Consider the following 18304-nt stretch of genomic DNA (forward strand, 5'->3'; position numbering starts at 1 on the left):
CCGACAAGTCCGGCCTTGCGTGCGGATTGTCAATCACCCCGCGCCCACGCGCCTTGCTGCCGGCGTGGGCGCGGGTAAGGTTGCGGAACCATCCCGCAAGACCGAGGACCGAATGACCACGAATGCCCCCGCCTACGACGCCATGATCTCCCATGTCCGCCAGACCACCGCGCTGGCGCAGGCCGCGGGCCTGCTCGACTGGGACCAGGAGACGGTGATGCCGCCGCGGGGCGCGTCCTTGCGGGCCGAGCAGGCGGCCGCGCTCGAAGACGCGGTCCATGCCCGCCGCACCGATCCGCGGCTGGGGGACTGGCTGGACACGCTCGACCCCACGACGCTGGCGCCCGAGGCCGCGCGCAACGTGACGCTGATCCGCCGCAGCTACGAACGGGCGACCCGGCTGCCGGCAGAGCTTGGGGCCGCGATGGCGCGCGCCTCGTCGCGGGGCCGGATCACATGGTCCCGCGCCCGTGCCGCCGGCCGCTTCGCCGATTTCGCCCCGGCCCTGAAGGAGATGCTTGACCTGAAACGGCAGGAGGCCGCCTGCATCGCCAAGGACGGCCAGTCGCCCTATGACGCGCTGTTGCAGGATTACGAGCCGGGCATGACCGCCGACCGGCTGATCCCGCTGCTCGAGTCGCTGCGCGCCCCGCTGTCGGAACTGCGCGCCGCCATCGCCGACGCACGGGCGCATGTCCCCCAGCCGGAGGGGCATTTCCCCGCCGACAGGCAGCTTGCCCTGTCGCGGCTGCTCGCCCCGGTGCTGGGCTACGACCTGGACGCCGGGCGCATCGACCTTGCCGTGCATCCCTTCTGCTCGGGCAGTGGCGGCGATGTGCGCATCACCACGCGCATCGACGAAAGCGACCCGCTGGGCTGCATCTATTCCACCATCCACGAAATGGGCCACGCGCTCTACGAGCAGAACATGCCCGAGGACACCCTGCTGGAGCCGCGCGGGCGATACGCCTCGATGGGGGTGCATGAAAGCCAGAGCCGGATGCTGGAAAACCAGATCGGCCGCTCGCGCCCCTTCGCGGACTGGCTCTGGCCGCGCTTTCGCGACGCGTTCGGCGCGGCGGGGCTGGCGGATGCCGACGCGCTCTACCGCGCGGTCAACCGGGTGCACAGCGGCTTCATCCGCACCGAGGCGGACGAGGTGCACTACAACCTGCACATCATCATGCGCACCGCGCTCGAACGCGACCTGATCACCGGCGCGCTCGAGGTGGACGACCTCGAGGATGCGTGGAACACCCGCTTCGAGGCGGATTTCGGCATCGCGGTCCCCAACGCGACGCAGGGCGTCCTTCAGGACATCCACTGGTCGCAGGGGCTGTTCGGCTACTTCCCGACCTACAGCCTGGGCAATATCTACGCGGCAGAGCTTTTCGCCGCGATGCGGACGCAGATCGACGACATCGACGGCTGCATCGCGCGCGGAGAGTTGCGGCCGCTGCTGGACTGGCTGACCGGGAATGTCCACCGCCACGCCAGCGCGATGGAGCCCGAGGCGCTGATCGAACAGGCCATCGGCCACAAGCCCACCGCCGCCCCGCTGATCGCCTATCTGCGCGACAAGTTCGGCCGGCTCTACGGTCTCTGAGGCCATCCGGAATTTATTGTGCGCTGCAACATTTCTCTTGAAATTGGTGCAGCGCACAATATATCTGGTTCGTAACGCCAGAGAGGGAGCACAGACATGTTCGACAAATCCGCCTATGCCTTCGACCCGGAGAAGATGATGGACTTCTTCAAGAACAACGAATTCACCAAGGCCTTCACCGAGGGCAAGCTGCCCCAGATGGACGCCGACGCGCTGTTCGCCGCGCAGAAGAAGAACATGGACGCCCTGGTCGAGGCCAACAAGGCCGCCGCCGCCGGCTACCAGGACCTGTTCAAGAAGCAGATGACGATCTTCGAGCAGACCGTCGCCGAGGCGCAGAAGCAGTTCAAGGACATGGACCTGAAGATGGACAGCAAGGCCGCCACCGCGCAGGCCGAACTGGCCAAGGCCGCCTTCGAGAAGGCGATCGCCAACATGAAGGACCTGGCCGAGACCGCGCAGAAGGCCAACACCGAAGCCTACGAGATCGTGTCGGCCCGCGTGAAGGACTCGATCGCCGAGCTGCGCGCCATCTCCGACAAGATGAAGGCCTGATCCCCCTCTCCTCCCCATCCGGGGATCGGACCTGTCTGACCGCGCAAGGGCCTTGCCTTTGCGCGGTTTTTTGTGTCTGCAGGGCCCGCATGTCCGGGGAGGATGCGATGGCCACGATCAGCTACGATGATTTCGCCGCAGTCGATATTCGCGCGGGACGCGTGATCCGCGCCGAGCCCTTCCCCGAGGCGCGCAAGCCCGCGATCAAGCTCTGGATCGATTTCGGGCCCGAGATCGGCGAGAAGAAAAGCTCCGCCCAGATCACCGCCCACTACACCCCGGACACGCTGGTCGGTCGCATGGTCATGGCCGTCGTCAACTTCGCGCCGCGCCAGATCGGCCCCTTCATGTCAGAGGTGCTGGTCCTCGGCGTGTCGGACGAAGACGGCGGCATCGTGCTGATCGCGCCCGACCAGGACGTGACCCCCGGACAGAGGATGCACTGAACATGGCCCCCAAACCCCGTATCATCGCCACCCGCAAGCTGCCCGAGGCCGTCGAGACGCGCCTTGCGGCCGAGTTCGACGCGGTGCTCAACACCGACGATCACGCCTTCACCGAAAGAGAGCTGATCGCCGCGATGCAGGAGGCCGACGGGCTGCTGCCCACGGTGGTGGACCGCATATCGGACAAGGTGCTGGACGCCGGCGGCAAGCGGCGGGCGCAGATCGTCGCGAACTTCGCCGTGGGCGTGAACAACATCGACCTCGATGCCGCGAAGGCGCGGGGCGTGGTGGTGACCAACACGCCGGGCGTGCTGACCGACGCGACCGCCGACGTGGCGCTGACGCTGATGCTGAACGTCACCCGCCGCACCTGGGAAAGCGAGCGGATGCTGCGCGAGGGCACATGGCCCGGGTTCAACCCGACGCTGCTGCTGGGCACCGGGCTGCAAGGCAAGGTGCTGGGCATCATCGGCATGGGCCGCATCGGCAAGGCGGTGGCGCGGCGCGCGCAGGCGGGGTTCGGGATGAAGGTGATCTACTACAACCGCTCTGCCGTGACGGACACCGGCGTGCCGGCCGAGGCCCGCGACAGCATCGAGGCGGTGATGGCCGAGGCCGACGTGATCTCGCTCCACCTGCCCGGCGGGGGCGCGAATGCGGGCGCCATCTCGGCCGAGCGGATCGCGCTGATGAAGCCATCGGCCTATCTGATCAACACCGCCCGCGGCGACGTGATCGACGAGCCGGCGCTGATCAAGGCATTGACGGAAAACAGGATTGCCGGCGCTGGCCTGGACGTGTTCGCGGCCGAGCCATCGGTTCCGGCCGACCTGATCGCACTCGATAACGTCAGCCTTCTGCCCCATATCGGCTCGGCCACGGTCGAGACGCGCACGGCCATGGGGATGCTCGCCATCGACAATCTGGCGGCGCATTTCGGGGCGGGGGATTACCCGGCGCGGGTGGTCTGAGGGGTGTCGCCGGTGGCTTCGCGCCAGTGGCGGCGGCAGAGGGAGACGTAGGTCTCGTTGCCGCCGACCTGGACCTGGGGGCCATCGGTGAGGGCGCGGCCGCCCTCGCCCATGCGGACGACCATGGTGGCCTTGCGGCCGCAATGGCAGATGGTGCGGACCTCGCGCATCTCGTCCGAAAGCGCCAGCAGGGCGGCGGATCCGGGGAAGAGTTTACCCATGAAATCGACGCGCAGACCATAGGCCATCACCGGCACGTCGAGGTCGTCCACGGCGCGCGCAAGCTGCCAGACCTGGGCCTCGGAGAGCCACTGCGCCTCGTCCAGGAGGACGCAGGCGACGGGGCCTTTTTCCAGTCTTTGCGCAATCTTTTCAAACAGATCAGTGTCGGCCCCGAAGGTGTCCGCCGGGGCCGCGATGCCGATGCGGCTGGCGATGCGGCCCGCCCCCGACCGGGCGTCGAAATCGGCGGTCAGGAGATACGTCTCCATCCCCCGTTCGTTGTAGTTGTAGCTGGCCTGCAGGAGGATCGTGCTCTTGCCGGCGTTCATGGTGGAGTAGTTGAAATAGAGCTTCGCCATGGCCTCAGATCAGGGGGACGATGGGCACGTCGCAGGCGGTGAGGGCGAGGAGCGCGAGGAGGAGGAGGGCGGGTTTCATGGGGTGTCCTTATGGGGCTTCGTCCGGGTCTAACCCCTTGGGGCGGCGGTGAAAAGGGGCGTCTGACAGGTGTATGGCACGCGTATGGCAGGCGTATGGCAGCGCACGGTGATCCGATCTTAACCGAAAATGCGGTTAATGGCGCCATCCGGGACAGGGGGGATGCCATGACCGAACGCAAGCGCACCAGGGCCGAGGAGAAGGCCTATATCCAGCTTCTGATCAACCTGAACGAGCAGGAGTCCTGGATCCGGGCCTATCGCAAGAAACAGACGCTGATCCCGTCGGACTGGTATTCGGTCGAGCGCAAGGTGCCGGTCACGCCGAAACGGTCCAAGGTGACGCTGCGGGTGGACGACCGGGCGCTGCGCTGGTTCCGCCGGATGGGGCCGGGCTGGCAGGCGCGGGTGGATGCGGTGCTGCAGGCCTACATGCTGTCAGTGATCTCGAAGGAGATCGAGGGGGAGTTCGATCGGGATTGGAAGGGGGATCCGATTTGAGGGTGGTTGGGGGAGCCACTGCAAAGCGGACCTACGCGCAATTTCACCACCTCGAGACTTGCTTGAACCCAAATAACTGCTTAGCCTAGTAGACAGAAAAAATCGAATACACTCATCGGAGAAAGTTCAGTTGAATTATATTGAGAAAGTGAAAATACAAGGCTTTTGGGGGCGAAAAAATGTCTCCATATCCTTCCATGACGACATAAACTTTCTAATCGGGCCAAATGGAAGCGGAAAAACCACAATAATAAACTTGATTTCTGCAGTTCTTAGAGCAGATATACCGGCTCTTTATTCAATCCAATTTGAGACTATTTTTATTCATTTGAAAACCATCGGCGCCAACAAAAAGCCTATAATTGAGGTTTCAAAAATTGTAGACCAAAAGATGGGAAGCCTCGAGATACGGTACAATGTTCGCGAAAAATCTAGCGACAAGGGACGCATATATGGCGTTGAGGGGCCTTATGATGAACGCATTTACAAAGATTATAGATATCCGCGTACACGCCGCCACATCGAAGCGGGCGCAAGATTAAGCAGTATTCTATCGTCCCTGGTAGAAGTGAACTGGCTCTCTATCCACAGAGCCGGATCAGAGTTTGAGCGTCGCACACGGAGAGAGGAAAGCTACGAGTCATCAATAGACCAAAAGCTGCACGAACTATCACGCGCATTCTCACAGTATTTTTCATTACTTGCCTCTCGCGCTGAGAGGGAAAGTAAAATTTTTCAAGAGCATGTCTTTCTCTCACTTCTCGACCAGAATCATACTGGTAGCGATGTTTTCCGACAGGCGTCCTCAGAACCAGAAGACAAAGATACAGTAGTTGGCGTTCTGCGCGACCTAGGCGTAACGAACGTCAAGGCGCTTCGTAGTGTAAGTGCTCATTACATTCGCCTGCAGAAAGCAATCAAGACATATGACGACGAAGGGTCTTTGGGTTTGGACGATGCGATAACATTATCTGATGCGCGCAGGATATCAGAGATGATAAACGAGTGGAGAAAACTACAGGAGAAACGAAATTTTATATTCGGCCCTCGCAATAAATTTGAGAAAATAATAAACAAGATGTTTTCTGGCAAACGACTTGTTTTTGACGCCAGAAATCTGCCAATTGTGAAGCTAAATACAGAAGAAATGGTTGATGTGGATGCACTTTCCTCTGGTGAAAAGCAGCTCTTCATCCTTCTTGGTGAAGCACTTTTACAGGAAGAGCGGCCAGTTGTCTTTATCTCGGATGAGCCAGAGCTTTCACTTCACGTAAACTGGCAGAGCTCTCTATTTGAGAACATTCGCAGCCTGAATGGTGCCTGTCAAATAATATCGGCAACACACTCGCCAGACATAGTTGGCGGATTTCACAGCAAAGCAATAAATATAGAGAGCTGTATCGAGGATGTTTTCAAGAACTAAACTTGGGCTTTCGAACCAAGTCCTATTCTACAACGTGGACTTAGTCGTTTACTGTGAAGGTAAAACTGTTGACGGCGAGGGGGCCTCAACAGATGAAATTTTCTGGGAACGCGTGTTTAGCCGGTGCGGAAAGGTTGTTCACTGCAAAAGCATAGGAAGCAAATCAGCCCTGAAAGAGCTCGCCAGGACCATTATAGATGAGGACATTGACAATGTGGTAATTGCCATGGATAGGGACTATGATGACTTTAAAGGAAACATAATTGATCACCGCTATGTAATTTACACTTTTGGTTATAGCTGGGAGTCTGACGCATTAGATTCATTTAATTTCGACATTGTTTTATCTTTGTTTGCAAATACAAATAGCAGCCGTAGCCTACATGGTGATTACACTCAGTTTCGGGCTGAGCAATCTAAGGATCTTAGGCGCATTGTCGCCCTTGACTATAAGTACATTGACCATGTAAAACCGCTTTTTAATAGAAGAAAACCTCTTTCGATAATGTTATTGGATCAAAATAAAGAGCCAAGAATTAATAGGGTAGCTCTTTTAAATTCTGCAAAGCAGATGTCAAGTTTTCAATCCGCCCCACTCTCAGCTTATCACTATAAGACTACTTGTGGAATTCAACGCTTCTTTGGCAAATTTATTGCAAAGCTTATTTACAATTGGTTCGTTTTTCGAACAAAAAGCATACAGAACGCAAGAAAGCCTCATTTTGAGGTCTTTATGAGCGTAGCCTTAAGCTCTATAGACCTAACAGATGATAAGAATCCGCGAAACTATTACCTCAAGAGCAAAATAGCGAAAATGTGAAATATATTGAGCTCGGTGTATTTTATTCCTCGATTTCATTATACTGTCCCTCACTGCAAGCTCGCCACCTTCAACCCGCCCTCGACACCTTCCTTCATCGCCCGCGCGGCAGCCCGAGCCCCCGCCGCCGTCGTGTAGTACGGAATCCGGTCGTAGAGGGCCACGGCGCGGATCTCGCGGCTGTCCTCGATGGCCTGGGCGCCCTCGGTGGTGTTGAAGACAAGCTGCACCGCGCCGTCCTTCAGGCGGTCGGTGATGTCGGGCCGCCCCTCGTAGACCTTGTTGATGATCTCGGCCTCGAGCCCCAGCGATTTCAGCCATTTCGCGGTGCCGCGGGTGGCGAGGATGTGGAAGCCGAGTTCCGAAACGGTGCGGGCCGCTTCCTCCATCACGGGGCCCTTGTCGGCGTCCTTGATCGACACGAACACGGTGCCCTTCACGGGCAGGGTGACGCCCGCGCCCAGCTGCGCCTTGAGGAAGGCGCGGGGGAAGGAGCGGTCCCAGCCCATCACCTCGCCCGTCGAGCGCATCTCGGGGCCGAGGAGCGTGTCGACGCCGGGGAAGCGGGCGAAGGGGAGCACCACCTCTTTCACCGAGAACCAGGGCATGTCGGGGTCCGCCAGCGTCATCGGGTCGGCCATGGGCAGCGGCGTGTCGGGGCCGACGCCCTGGGGATAGGGCGCGCGGAGCGGGAAGGCGGAGAGTTTCTCGCCGGTCATCACGCGGGCGGCGATGGAGGCGATGGCGCTGTCGGTGGCCTTGGCGACGAAGGGCACGGTGCGGGAGGCGCGGGGGTTCACCTCGAGGACGTAGATCTCGCCGTCCTTGATGGCGAACTGGACGTTCATCAGGCCGACGACGCCGAGCGCGCGGGCCATGACTTCGGTCTGGCGCTTGAGTTCCTCGACGGTGGCGCGGTCGAGGGAGTAGGGCGGCAGCGAGCAGGCGCTGTCGCCGGAGTGGACGCCGGCTTCCTCGATATGTTCCATGACGCCCGCGACATGGACGGCGTCCCCGTCGCAGATGGCGTCGACGTCGACCTCGATGGCGCCGGAGAGGTAGCTGTCGAGCAGCACCGGGCTGTCGCCCGAGACGGTGACGGCGTCGCGGATGTAGCGTTCCAGCTGGGCCTGGTCGCGGACGATCTCCATCGCGCGGCCGCCCAGGACGTAGGAGGGGCGGATCACGAGGGGGAAGCCGATTTCCTCGGCCGCCATGCGGGCCTGGTCGTCGGTGCGGGCGAGCGCGTTGCGGGGCTGTTTCAGGCCGAGGCGGGTGAGGAGCTGCTGGAAACGCTCGCGGTCCTCGGCCAGGTCGATGGCGTCGGGGGTGGTGCCGAGGATCGGGATGCCCTCTGCCTCGAGCCCGCGGGCGAGCTTGAGGGGGGTCTGGCCGCCATACTGGACGATGACGCCCAGAAGGGTGCCGGCCTCCATCTCCTTGGACAGGATTTCCAGGGTGTGCTCCAGGGTGAGCGGCTCGAAATACAGGCGGTCGGAGGTGTCGTAGTCGGTCGAGACGGTCTCGGGGTTGCAGTTGACCATGATCGTCTCGTAGCCGGCGGCGGAGAGCGCGTAGCAGGCGTGGCAGCAGCAGTAGTCGAACTCGATGCCCTGGCCGATGCGGTTGGGGCCGCCGCCGAGGATGACGACCTTTTTCGCGGCGGTGGGGCGGCTCTCGCATTCGACGGTGCCGCCGGCGTCCGCCTCGTAGGTGGAATACATGTAGGGGGTCTGCGCCTCGAATTCGGCGGCGCAGGTGTCGATGCGCTTGAAGACGGCGCGGACGCCCAGGTTGCGGCGGGCGCGGCGGACCTGCGCCTCGTCGCGGCCGGTGAGCCTGGCCAGGCGGGCGTCGGTGAAGCCCATCATCTTGAGCTGGCGCAGGCCCTTTTCGGTGACAGGCAGGCCGTGCTTGCGGATGCGGGCCTCGGTCTCGACGATCTCGCGGATGCGGGCGAGGAACCAGGGGTCGAACTTCGTGACGGAGTGGATCGTCTCGTCGTCGAGGCCCTGGCGCATGGCCTGGGCGATGACGCGCAGCCGGTCGGGGGTCTGCTTGGACAGCGCCGAGATGACGGCGGCCTGCCCCTCGCCGGGGATGTCGATCTCGTCGAAGCCGGTGAGCCCCGTCTCCAGCGAGGCGAGCGCCTTCTGCAGCGACTCGTGGATCGAGCGGCCGATGGCCATGACCTCGCCCACGGATTTCATCGCGGTGGTCAGGAACGGCTCGGCGCCGGGGAACTTCTCGAAGGCGAAGCGGGGGATCTTGGTCACGACATAGTCGATGGACGGCTCGAAGCTGGCGGGCGTCACGCCGGTGATGTCGTTGTCGAGTTCGTCCAGCGTGTAGCCCACGGCGAGTTTCGCCGCGACCTTGGCGATGGGAAAGCCCGTCGCCTTGGACGCCAGCGCCGAGGAGCGCGAGACGCGCGGGTTCATCTCGATCACGACCATGCGGCCGTCCTCGGGGTTGACCGCCCACTGCACGTTGGAGCCGCCGGTTTCCACCCCGATCTCGCGCAGCACGTTGATCGAGTGCGTGCGCATGATCTGGTATTCCTTGTCGGTCAGCGTCAGCGCCGGCGCCACGGTGATCGAATCGCCGGTGTGCACGCCCATCGGGTCCAGGTTCTCGATGGCGCAGACGATGATGGCGTTGTCGGCCTTGTCGCGGACCACCTCCATCTCGAATTCCTTCCAGCCGAGAAGGGACTCGTCGATCAGGATCTGCGACACCGGCGAGGCATCGAGCCCCGACTTGCAGATCTTGAGATAGTCGTCGCGGTTGTAGGCCACACCGCCGCCGGTGCCGCCCAGGGTAAAGGCGGGGCGGATGATCGCCGGCAGGCCCACATGGTCCAGCGCGTCGATCGCCTCCTGCAGCGAATTGGCGATGGTGGCCTTGGGGTTCTCGATGCCCAGCCGGTCCATCGCCTCGCGGAACAGCTTGCGGTCCTCGGCCATCTCGATGGCCTTGCGCTTGGCCCCGATGAGTTCCACCCCGAACTTCTCGAGCACGCCCATGTCGTCGAGCTTGAGCGCGGTGTTCAGGCCCGTCTGCCCGCCCATGGTGGGCAGCAGCGCGTCGGGCCGCTCCTTCTCGATGATCTTGGCGACCACCTCGGGGGTGATCGGCTCGATATAGGTGGCGTCGGCCAGCGCCGGGTCGGTCATGATGGTGGCGGGGTTCGAGTTCACCAGGATGACCCGGTACCCTTCCTCCTTGAGCGCCTTGCAGGCCTGGGCGCCCGAGTAGTCGAACTCGCAGGCCTGCCCGATGATGATGGGGCCCGCGCCGATGATCATGATCGAGTTGATGTCGGTTCTCTTCGGCATGTCATCCCCCGGCCACGGTCCGCGCAAATTGGCGGTGGTTTACGGGGGGGCATCCCGCTGCGCAAGGGGATTCCGCCCCCGCCTTCCCTCGGCCGCCCTGCGCCCGCGCCCGCGCCTTCCACTTTCTTCAAATATCCCCGCCGGAGGCATCCGGCCCCCGCCACGGGCGCGGCGAGGGCAGCGGAGCGCGGGCGCTCAGATCGGCGCGCGCCCCGCCTCGGCCGCGCGCAGCCTTTCCTTTTCCGGCTCCAGCCAGCCGCGGCGGATCGGGATGCGGTCCTGGTGTTTCGCCAGCAGCAGGTGGACGACATGGATGCGCTGGTGGCGGAAGCCCACTTCGGACCCGGCGAGATAGATCTCCCACATGCGCAGGAAGCGTTCGTCGAACAACTCCAGCACCCGTTCGCGGTTGGCAAGGAAGCGTTCGCGCCAGAGGCGGGTGGTTTCCGCGTAGTGCAGCGGCAGGATCTCGATGTCCTTGACCAGAAGCCCCGCGCGTTCCACCGAAGGGATGATCTCCGACAGGGCCGGGATATAGCCGCCGGGGAAGATGTATTTCTCGCCGAAGGGCTGCGGATAGGGCGAGGGTTTCGTCTGCGCCATCGAATGGATCAGCGCGGTGCCCCTCTTGTCCAGCAGTTCGGCCACCTTGGCGAAATAGGTGTCCATCTGCGGCAGGCCGACATGTTCGAGCATGCCGACCGACACGACATGGTCGAAGCGGCCGGTCTTTTCGCGGTAGTCGGTGATCTCGACCCGGAAGCGGTCGGCCATGCCGCGCTGGGCCGCGCGCTCGCGGGCGACGCGGGCCTGTTCGGCCGACAGCGTGATGCCGGTGGTTTCGAGTCCCGCCACCTCGGACAGGTAGAGGCCCATGCCGCCCCAGCCGCAGCCGATGTCGAGCGCGCTGCCGCCGGGCTGCGACAGAAGCTTGCCCGCGATGTGGCGCTGCTTGGCGCGCTGCGCATCCTCGAGGCTCTGGCCGTCATGTTCGAAATAGGCGCAGGAATAGTTCATGTCGGCATCGAGAAACAGCCGGTAGAGCCGTTCGTCGATGTCGTAGTGATGGGCGATGTTGGCGCGGGCGCGCGCCAGCCCGGTGCGGCGGCGCACGGAGTTGGTCACGCTGCGGCGCAGGTGGTTCCAGACCGCCCAGGGGGTGGCGGCCCAGACATTGCCGTTGCGACGCACCAGCGAGAGGAAGTCGTAGATCGAGCCTTCCTCCATCACGAGGCGGCCGTCCATGTAGAGTTCCCCGGTGGCCAGCGTGGGGTCGCGGGCAAGCCTGCGCACGGCGTCGTCGTCCGCGAGGCGGATCGCGACCCGCCCGGGCCCGGGGCCATAGGTGGTGGCGCTGCCGTCGGGCCAGGTCACGCGAAGCTGGTCCTGCCGGATGAGCCTTGTCAGAACGTCGTTCAATGTCAGCAGCATGGGCAAAGTCTGTAACCGACCTGCGGCCGTTGACAAGCCTGTGATGTCGCGGGGCCATGACGTGACTATATTGCTGCCCATGACAGACACCATCCGCCCCGCCGATCCGCGCCGCCGCCATGTCCTGCATGCGCGGCTCTGGGTCGAATTCCTTGCGCTGTTCGTCGGTATTCCGCTGGCGCTGGCCTATGTGCTGCCGCCCGACGCGATGTTCACGCTACTCTTCGCGCTGACGGCGGTGGGGGTGATCCTGCTGCACCGGACGCCCGGGTTTTCCTGGCGCGAGCTGGTCAGCGGGCCGATCCCGTGGCGCTTCGTGCTGGGCTTCTCGGTGCTGACGGCGGTGATCGCGGGCACCGCGACCTGGGTGCTGTTTCCGGGCAACCTGCTGGCGATGCCGCGCCATAACACGGATCTGTGGCTGGCGATCCTGGCGCTTTACCCGGTGTTCTCGGCGCTGCCGCAGGAGATCCTGTTCCGGCCGCTGTTCTTCCGGCGCTATGGCGGGCTGTTCCCGTCGATGCCGGTGGCGCTGGCGGTCAACACCTTCGTGTTCGCGCTGGCGCATCTGATGTATGGCCATCCGCTGGTGCTGGCGATGACCGCCTCGGGGGGGCTGGCATTCGCCTGGGCCTATGCGGTGAAGGGCAGTTTCCCGGCGGCGCTGCTGTTGCATGCGCTGGCGGGGCAGATCGTGTTCACCAGCGGGCTGGGGGTGCTGTTCTACCACGGCGCGGTCAACTGAAACGGGGCGGGTCGCGCGCCAAGCCTTGACTTCCACGGCCCCGCGCGATGTATCGGCGTCTGATCCCGGAGATGGAGCCAGACCATGCACGCCTATCGCAGCCATACCTGCGCCGAGCTGAACAAGTCCCATGTCGGCCAGACCGTCCGCCTGTCGGGCTGGGTGCACCGGGTGCGCGACCATGGCGGCATCCTGTTCATCGACCTGCGCGACCATTACGGCATCACGCAGGTGCTGGCCGATCCCGACAGCCCGGTCTTCGCCGCGGTCGAGAAGGTGCGCAGCGAGTGGGTGATCCGCATCGACGGCGTGGTCAAGGCGCGCGACGAGGGGCTGGTGAACCCCAACATCCCCACCGGCGAGGTGGAGGTGTTCGTGCGCGACATCGAGGTGCTGGGCGCCGCGGCGGAACTGCCGCTGCCCGTCTTCGGCGAGCAGGACTACCCCGAGGAGACGCGGCTCAAGTACCGCTTCCTCGACCTGCGCCGCGAAAGCCTGCACGAGAACATGATGCTGCGCAGCCGCGTGGTGGCGAGCCTGAGAAAGCGGATGTGGGACATCGGCTTCAACGAGTTCCAGACGCCGATCATAACGGCATCGAGCCCCGAGGGCGCGCGCGACTTCCTGGTGCCGTCCCGCCTGCATCCGGGCAAGTTCTATGCGCTGCCGCAGGCGCCGCAACAGTTCAAGCAGATGATCATGGTGGCGGGGTTCGACCGGTATTTCCAGATCGCCCCCTGCTTCCGCGACGAGGACCCGCGCGCCGACCGCTCGCCCACGGATTTCTACCAGCTTGACCTGGAGATGAGCTTCGTCACGCAGGACGACGTGTTCGCCACGATCGAGCCGGTGATGCTGGGCACCTTCGAGGAATTCGGGCAGGGCCGCACCGTCAACCGCGAGGTGCCGCGCATTCCTTATGCCGAGGCGCTGAAGAAATACGGCACCGACAAGCCCGACCTGCGCAACCCGATCGAAATGCAGGACGTGAGCGACCACTTCCGCGGCTCGGGCTTCGCGATCTTCGCCAATCTGCTGGAGCAGGAGGGGACCGAGATCCGCGCGATCCCCGCACCCACGGGCGGCAGCCGCAAGTTCTGCGACCGGATGAACGCCTATGCCCAGAAGGAAGGGCTGCCGGGGATGGGGTACATCTTCTGGCGCGAAAGAGATCGCGAGCTGACCGCGGTCGAAAAATATCTCGAAGAATTCAATATCTCTAAGATATACAAGGGGGATAAAGAAATCCCCCTCGAAGTGGGGATCGCGCAGCTAGAGGAATTTCTTCGTCAAAAAGACGATGATGCAATCCGCCGTATCGCAGAACATCTGAAGTCCGGCGAGACCGAAAGTGCGCAATTCTTGATCGATGCATATTTCGGCCCCTTTGAAGCAGCCGGCCCGCTGGCCAAGAACATCGGGCCGGAGCGCACGGAAGCGATCCGCCAGCAGCTTGGGCTGGGCGTGGGCGACGCGGCCTTCTTCCTGGGCGGCAAGCCCGAGAAGTTCGAGGCGGTCGCGGGGCGCGCGCGCAACGTGATCGGCGAGGAGCTGGGGCTGACCGACAAGGACCGTTTCGAGTTCTGCTGGATCGTCGATTTCCCGATGTACGAGCAGGACCCGGAAACCGGCAAGGTGGATTTCAGCCACAACCCCTTCTCGATGCCGCAGGGCGGGCTGGAGGCGCTGGAGTCGGGCGATCCGCTGAGCGTGAAGGGCTACCAGTACGACCTGGCCTGCAACGGCTACGAGCTGATTTCCGGCGCGATCCGGAACCACAAGCCGGAAATCATGTTCAAGGCCTTTGAACTGGCGGGCTATCCGCCGTCCGAGGTCGAGAAGCGTTTCGGCGGCATGCTGAACGCCTTCCGCTACGGCGCGCCGCCGCATGGGGGCTGCGCGGCCGGCATCGACCGCATGGTGATGCTGCTTGCCGACGAGCAGAACATCCGCGAGGTCATCATGTTCCCGATGAACCAGCGCGCCGAGGATCTGCTGCTGGGCGGCCCGTCGGAGCCCACCAACGTGCAGCTTCGCGAACTGGGTCTGCGGATCGTGCCGCAGGAGTGAGCGGCCTTTACCGATTGTGACAATCCTCGCGGGAATTGATGAAAACTGATCGCAAATCCCGCGGGAGTTGATAATATATCAGGGTCGATGCGTAAGGTCGGCACCATTTATCGAGTGAGGGAGTTTCCCATGTCCGGCAATTCGGGCCTTTTCGACGCGCTGCGCGTCGCCGTCATCGGCAGCCTGATCCTGATCCTTGCGGGCGCGCACTGGGGCACGACCCCGGCGCCGATCTTCTGAGACCCGGATCCTTCGGGGTCACGCGCCGAGGTTGAAGACCCGGCTGGGGCTGAACATACCGAACTTGTAGACGCCCAGCGCCACGGGGCGCCCGGCGACGGAGGCCCAGGCTTCCTCGCCGTTGTCCGCGTCGGTGGACAGCACGGCCGCGTCGTTCCCGTTGGCCAGCCGCCCGGCCGCCGCCGGATCGCAGCGGCATTGCGGCAGGTCGGCAAGGCCCGCCTCGAGGGCCAGGAGCATCGGTTCCAGATCCTCGCGCGTCAGGTCGTCCGACCATCGCAGCACCGGGCCCCGGGCCAGGGTGAAGGGGCCCGACCAGGTGCGGCGCAGGGTCAGCACATGGCCGAGGCAGCCCAGCACCTGCCCGAGGTCGCGGGCGATGGCGCGGACATAGCCGCCCTTGCCGCAGATCATGCGCAGGCGGGCGGTGTCGGCGTCGGGGCAGTCCAGCAATTCCAGTTCCGCCACATGCAGCGGCCGGGCGGCAAGTTCCGGCGTCTCGCCGTCGCGGGCCAGCGCGTAGGCGCGTTCGCCGTCCACCTTGACGGCGGAAAAGGCGGGCGGCACTTGCAGGATATCCCCGCGAAAGGCGGGAAGCGCGGACTCGATCGCGGCGCGGTCGGGGCGCGCGGGGGCGGTGGCTGTCACCTCTCCGTCGGCGTCGTCGGTGGTGGTGGCGGCGCCCCAGCGGATGGTGAATTCGTATTCCTTCAGCGCGTCGGTGACGTAAGGCAGCACCTTGGTCGCCTCGCCGAAGGCCACGACCAGCAGGCCAGTGGCCGAGGGGTCGAGCGTGCCGGCATGGCCCGCCTTCTTCGCGTCCAGCAGCCAGCGCGCCTTGTTCACGATGGTGGCCGAGGTCAGCCCCGCGGGCTTGTCCACGATCAGCCAGCCGGACAGGTCCCGGCCCTTCTTGCGGCGTGCCACGGGTCCTATTCCTCTTCGTCGCGCCGGTCGGCGTCTTCGTCGTCGTCGTCGTCGCGATCGAGGTCGCGGGTCACGCGCGGGTCCGCAAGCATCCGTCGCGTGGCGTCCATCTGGTCGAAGGTGGTGTCCACCTCGAAGCGCAACTCGGGCGAGAATTTCAGGTCGACCGAGCGGGTGACGGCGCGGCGCAATTCGGCGCGGTTGCGGTTGAGGGTGCCGATCAGCGCCTCGGCCCCGGCGCCGCCCAGGGGCAGCACGAAGACGGTGGCGTGGCGCAGGTCGGGGCTGGTGCGCACCTCTCCCACGGTGATCGAGGCGCCGGCAAGGCCCGGGTCGTGCAGGTCGCCGCGCGCGAACACGTCCGACAGCGCCCGGCGGATCAGTTCCGCGACGCGCAACTGGCGCTGGCTGGGGCCTGCGCCCCCGGCGGTGCTGTGTCTTGGCATGGTTTTCCCTCGTTTCGCCCCATCTAGGCCCTCGCGCCGGCTTTGCCAAGCGCGGGAATGGCGCTTAGAAGGGCCAAGCGGACCAAGGGACAGGAGAAGTGCGGATGCAGGGCAAGGTCAGGATCGGGGTGATGGGCGCGGCCGGGCGCATGGGGCAGATGCTGATCCGCGCCGTGGGCGAGGCGGAGGCCGCAACGCTGACCGGCGTGACCGAGCGGCCCGGCCATGCCTGGATCGGCCGCGACCTGGGCGAGGCGATGGGCGGGCCCGCGCGCGGCGTCACGGTCAGCGACGATCCGCTGGAGGTGTTCGCCGGCGCCGATGCGGTGATCGACTTCACCACCCCGCAGGCGACGCTGGCCAATGCGGCGCTGGCGGCGCAGGCGCGTTGCGTGCATGTGATCGGGACCACCGGCTTCACCGACAAGGAGATCGCGGCGCTGGAGCCCGCGCAGCGGCATTCGGTGCAGGTGCGGGCGGGCAACATGAGCCTGGGCGTGAACCTGCTGACGCTGCTCACGCGCAAGGTGGCGCAGGCGCTGGGCGAGGATTTCGACATCGAGATCGTGGAGATGCACCACCGGCACAAGGTGGACGCGCCCTCGGGCACGGCGCTGATGCTGGGCGAGGCCGCGGCCGCGGGGCGTGGCGTGGCGTTCGCGGATGTCGCGGACCGCGGCCGCGACGGGCAGACCGGGGCGCGGCGGCGCGGCGATATCGGCCTTGCCGCGCTCAGGGGCGGCGACGTGGTGGGCGAGCATGACGTGATCTTTGCCGCCGATGGCGAGCGGATCGTGCTGCGGCACCTGGCGACCGACCGGATGATATTCGCCCGGGGCGCGGTGCGGGCGGCGCTGTGGGGCCAGGGCCGCAAGCCCGGCGCCTATGACATGATCGACGTGCTGGGGATGCGGGACTAGGCGTCGCGCAGCAGGATGTTGCGCAGACTGCCAAGGCCCAGGGTCACCAGCGCGCCGATGCCTCCGCCGACGGTGAGGATGGCGAGGAAGGTGGAGAGCGACGGCTCCAGCATGGCGAGCCAGCTGAAGGAGGCCCAGGCAAGGGTCCCGCCGATCAGGCCCAGCCCGAGGTTCACACCGAAGGAAAATGCACGTCGGGGCGACAAGCCTGCCGCCAGTTGCGCGCCGATCGCACCCGAAAGGATGCATGCAAAGAGAATCATATCACTCGCCACCACCTAGTTCGACGGGACATGATGCGGAATTATGGCCCAACTGTGACATGCCAAGGCCTGGGCCCCGGTCGTTTCAAGCAAGAAAGGGTGAGGGATGCGTGATCTGACGAAGCTGTTCTCGGTCGCGGGAAAGCGGGCGCTGGTGACGGGGGGCAGTTCCGGCATCGGGCGGATGATCGCCGAGGCGCTGGCGATGGGCGGGGCCGATGTCGCGATCGTCTCGCGCAAGGCCGATCGCTGCGCGGCGGTCGCGGACGAGATCAACGCGCTGGGCCATCCGGGGCGGGTGACGGGCTTCGGGGGCGACGTGGGCAGCGAGGCGGCGATCCTGGCGCTGGCCGAGCGGGTGCGCGCGGGCGGCGCGCGGCTGGACATCCTGGTGAACAATGCGGGCATCAGCTGGGGCGCGCCCTATGAGAGCTTTCCCCATGCGCAATGGGAGCGGGTCCTTGCCGTGAACGTGGCGGGCGCCTTTACCCTGACGCGGGAGCTGACGCCGCTGCTGGCGGCGGCGGCCAGCCCCGGGGATCCGGCGCGGATCGTCAATATCGGCTCGGTCATGGGCACGGTTCCGGTGACCGAGGGCGCCTATTCCTACACCATGTCCAAGGCGGCCATGCACCACATGACGCGGGTGCTGGCGGGCGAACTGGCGGCGCGGCACATCACCTGCAACGCGCTGGCGCCCGGCCCCTTCGCCAGCCGGATGACCGCCTTCGCGACCGGGACCGAGGATGGGGCGGCCCGCGTCGGGCGCAACGTGCCGCTGGGCCGGATCGGGCAGGCCGATGACCTGGCGGGCGCGGTGCTGTACCTGTGCTCGCGGGCGGGGGCCTATGTGTCGGGGGCGATCCTGCCGCTGGATGGCGGCATGTCGGCGCAGGCGCCGATCGATCTGTTCGCCAACACGCTGGAGCCTTGACCCCGCCGG

At 64.5% G+C, this 18304-nt stretch carries 17 protein-coding genes; 11 read left to right on the top strand and 6 right to left on the bottom strand.

The window, feature by feature from the left end:
- Window positions 1-112: 112 nt before the first annotated feature.
- The 4 genes from HMH01_RS14310 (at window position 113) to HMH01_RS14325 (ending at window position 3578) form a co-directional block, all read left to right on the top strand.
- A complete protein-coding gene (locus HMH01_RS14310) occupies window positions 113-1606 on the top strand; it encodes a carboxypeptidase M32 (RefSeq protein ID WP_171326440.1) in 1494 nt (497 codons plus the stop codon).
- Between the two features lie 96 nt (window positions 1607-1702).
- The gene (locus HMH01_RS14315; RefSeq protein ID WP_171326441.1) at window positions 1703-2161 is read left to right on the top strand and encodes a phasin family protein; all 459 of its coding nucleotides are present in this window, start codon (window positions 1703-1705) and stop codon (window positions 2159-2161) included.
- Window positions 2162-2268: 107 nt separating this feature from the next.
- Window positions 2269-2607, top strand: a complete 339-nt coding sequence (locus HMH01_RS14320) for a tRNA-binding protein (RefSeq protein WP_171326442.1) — start codon at window positions 2269-2271, stop codon at window positions 2605-2607.
- A 2-nt stretch (window positions 2608-2609) separates the two neighbouring features.
- Window positions 2610-3578, top strand: coding sequence for a 2-hydroxyacid dehydrogenase (locus HMH01_RS14325; RefSeq protein ID WP_171326443.1), 969 nt, complete (start codon window positions 2610-2612; stop codon window positions 3576-3578).
- On the opposite strand, the gene HMH01_RS14330 is transcribed toward HMH01_RS14325, so the two are convergent.
- Window positions 3557-4159 (bottom strand): thymidine kinase, encoded by a 603-nt coding sequence (locus HMH01_RS14330; protein WP_171326444.1) that lies wholly within the window; start codon window positions 4157-4159, stop codon window positions 3557-3559. The genes HMH01_RS14325 and HMH01_RS14330 overlap by 22 nt on opposite strands.
- A gap of 246 nt (window positions 4160-4405) precedes the next feature.
- Here HMH01_RS14330 and HMH01_RS14335 point away from each other — a divergent pair, with 246 nt between their 5' ends.
- The 3 genes from HMH01_RS14335 (at window position 4406) to HMH01_RS14345 (ending at window position 6981) form a co-directional block, all read left to right on the top strand.
- Window positions 4406-4738, top strand: coding sequence for a BrnA antitoxin family protein (locus HMH01_RS14335; protein ID WP_171326445.1), 333 nt, complete (start codon window positions 4406-4408; stop codon window positions 4736-4738).
- Window positions 4739-4868: 130 nt separating this feature from the next.
- Complete coding sequence (locus HMH01_RS14340) at window positions 4869-6161, top strand: AAA family ATPase (protein ID WP_171326446.1); 1293 nt, start codon at window positions 4869-4871, stop codon at window positions 6159-6161.
- A 34-nt stretch (window positions 6162-6195) separates the two neighbouring features.
- The gene (locus HMH01_RS14345; protein ID WP_171326447.1) at window positions 6196-6981 is read left to right on the top strand and encodes a DUF4435 domain-containing protein; all 786 of its coding nucleotides are present in this window, start codon (window positions 6196-6198) and stop codon (window positions 6979-6981) included.
- Window positions 6982-7031: 50 nt separating this feature from the next.
- Here the strand turns inward: HMH01_RS14345 and carB are convergent, their stop codons facing one another.
- Both carB and HMH01_RS14355 read right to left on the bottom strand, forming a co-directional pair.
- Window positions 7032-10319: a carbamoyl-phosphate synthase large subunit gene (gene carB, locus HMH01_RS14350; protein WP_171326448.1), complete on the bottom strand. Its 3288-nt coding sequence runs from the start codon at window positions 10317-10319 to the stop codon at window positions 7032-7034.
- Between the two features lie 195 nt (window positions 10320-10514).
- Window positions 10515-11750, bottom strand: a complete 1236-nt coding sequence (locus tag HMH01_RS14355; RefSeq protein ID WP_171326449.1) for an SAM-dependent methyltransferase — start codon at window positions 11748-11750, stop codon at window positions 10515-10517.
- A 79-nt stretch (window positions 11751-11829) separates the two neighbouring features.
- Here HMH01_RS14355 and HMH01_RS14360 point away from each other — a divergent pair, with 79 nt between their 5' ends.
- Together HMH01_RS14360 and aspS are read left to right on the top strand one after the other, a co-directional pair.
- Entirely contained in the window at window positions 11830-12495 is a 666-nt protein-coding gene (locus HMH01_RS14360; protein WP_171326450.1) for a CPBP family intramembrane glutamic endopeptidase, read from the top strand.
- 84 nt (window positions 12496-12579) lie between these two features.
- Window positions 12580-14565, top strand: coding sequence for an aspartate--tRNA ligase (aspS, locus tag HMH01_RS14365; protein WP_171326451.1), 1986 nt, complete (start codon window positions 12580-12582; stop codon window positions 14563-14565).
- 258 nt (window positions 14566-14823) lie between these two features.
- On the opposite strand, the gene truB is transcribed toward aspS, so the two are convergent.
- Complete coding sequence (gene truB, locus HMH01_RS14370; RefSeq protein ID WP_171326452.1) at window positions 14824-15732, bottom strand: tRNA pseudouridine(55) synthase TruB; 909 nt, start codon at window positions 15730-15732, stop codon at window positions 14824-14826.
- A 5-nt stretch (window positions 15733-15737) separates the two neighbouring features.
- On the bottom strand, window positions 15738-16178 hold the full coding sequence (gene rbfA / locus HMH01_RS14375; RefSeq protein WP_171326453.1) for a 30S ribosome-binding factor RbfA: 441 nt from the start codon (window positions 16176-16178) through the stop codon (window positions 15738-15740).
- A gap of 104 nt (window positions 16179-16282) precedes the next feature.
- Here rbfA and dapB point away from each other — a divergent pair, with 104 nt between their 5' ends.
- Window positions 16283-17098 (top strand): 4-hydroxy-tetrahydrodipicolinate reductase, encoded by an 816-nt coding sequence (gene dapB, locus HMH01_RS14380; protein ID WP_171326454.1) that lies wholly within the window; start codon window positions 16283-16285, stop codon window positions 17096-17098.
- On the opposite strand, the gene HMH01_RS14385 is transcribed toward dapB, so the two are convergent.
- Entirely contained in the window at window positions 17095-17361 is a 267-nt protein-coding gene (locus tag HMH01_RS14385; RefSeq protein ID WP_171326455.1) for a hypothetical protein, read from the bottom strand. The two genes, dapB and HMH01_RS14385, sit on opposite strands and share 4 nt — an antisense overlap.
- A 106-nt stretch (window positions 17362-17467) precedes the next feature.
- Here HMH01_RS14385 and HMH01_RS14390 point away from each other — a divergent pair, with 106 nt between their 5' ends.
- Entirely contained in the window at window positions 17468-18295 is an 828-nt protein-coding gene (locus HMH01_RS14390) for an SDR family oxidoreductase (RefSeq protein WP_171326456.1), read from the top strand.
- Window positions 18296-18304: the final 9 nt, after the last annotated feature.

This window comes from Halovulum dunhuangense, from assembly GCF_013093415.1.
GTDB lineage: Bacteria > Pseudomonadota > Alphaproteobacteria > Rhodobacterales > Rhodobacteraceae > Halovulum > Halovulum dunhuangense.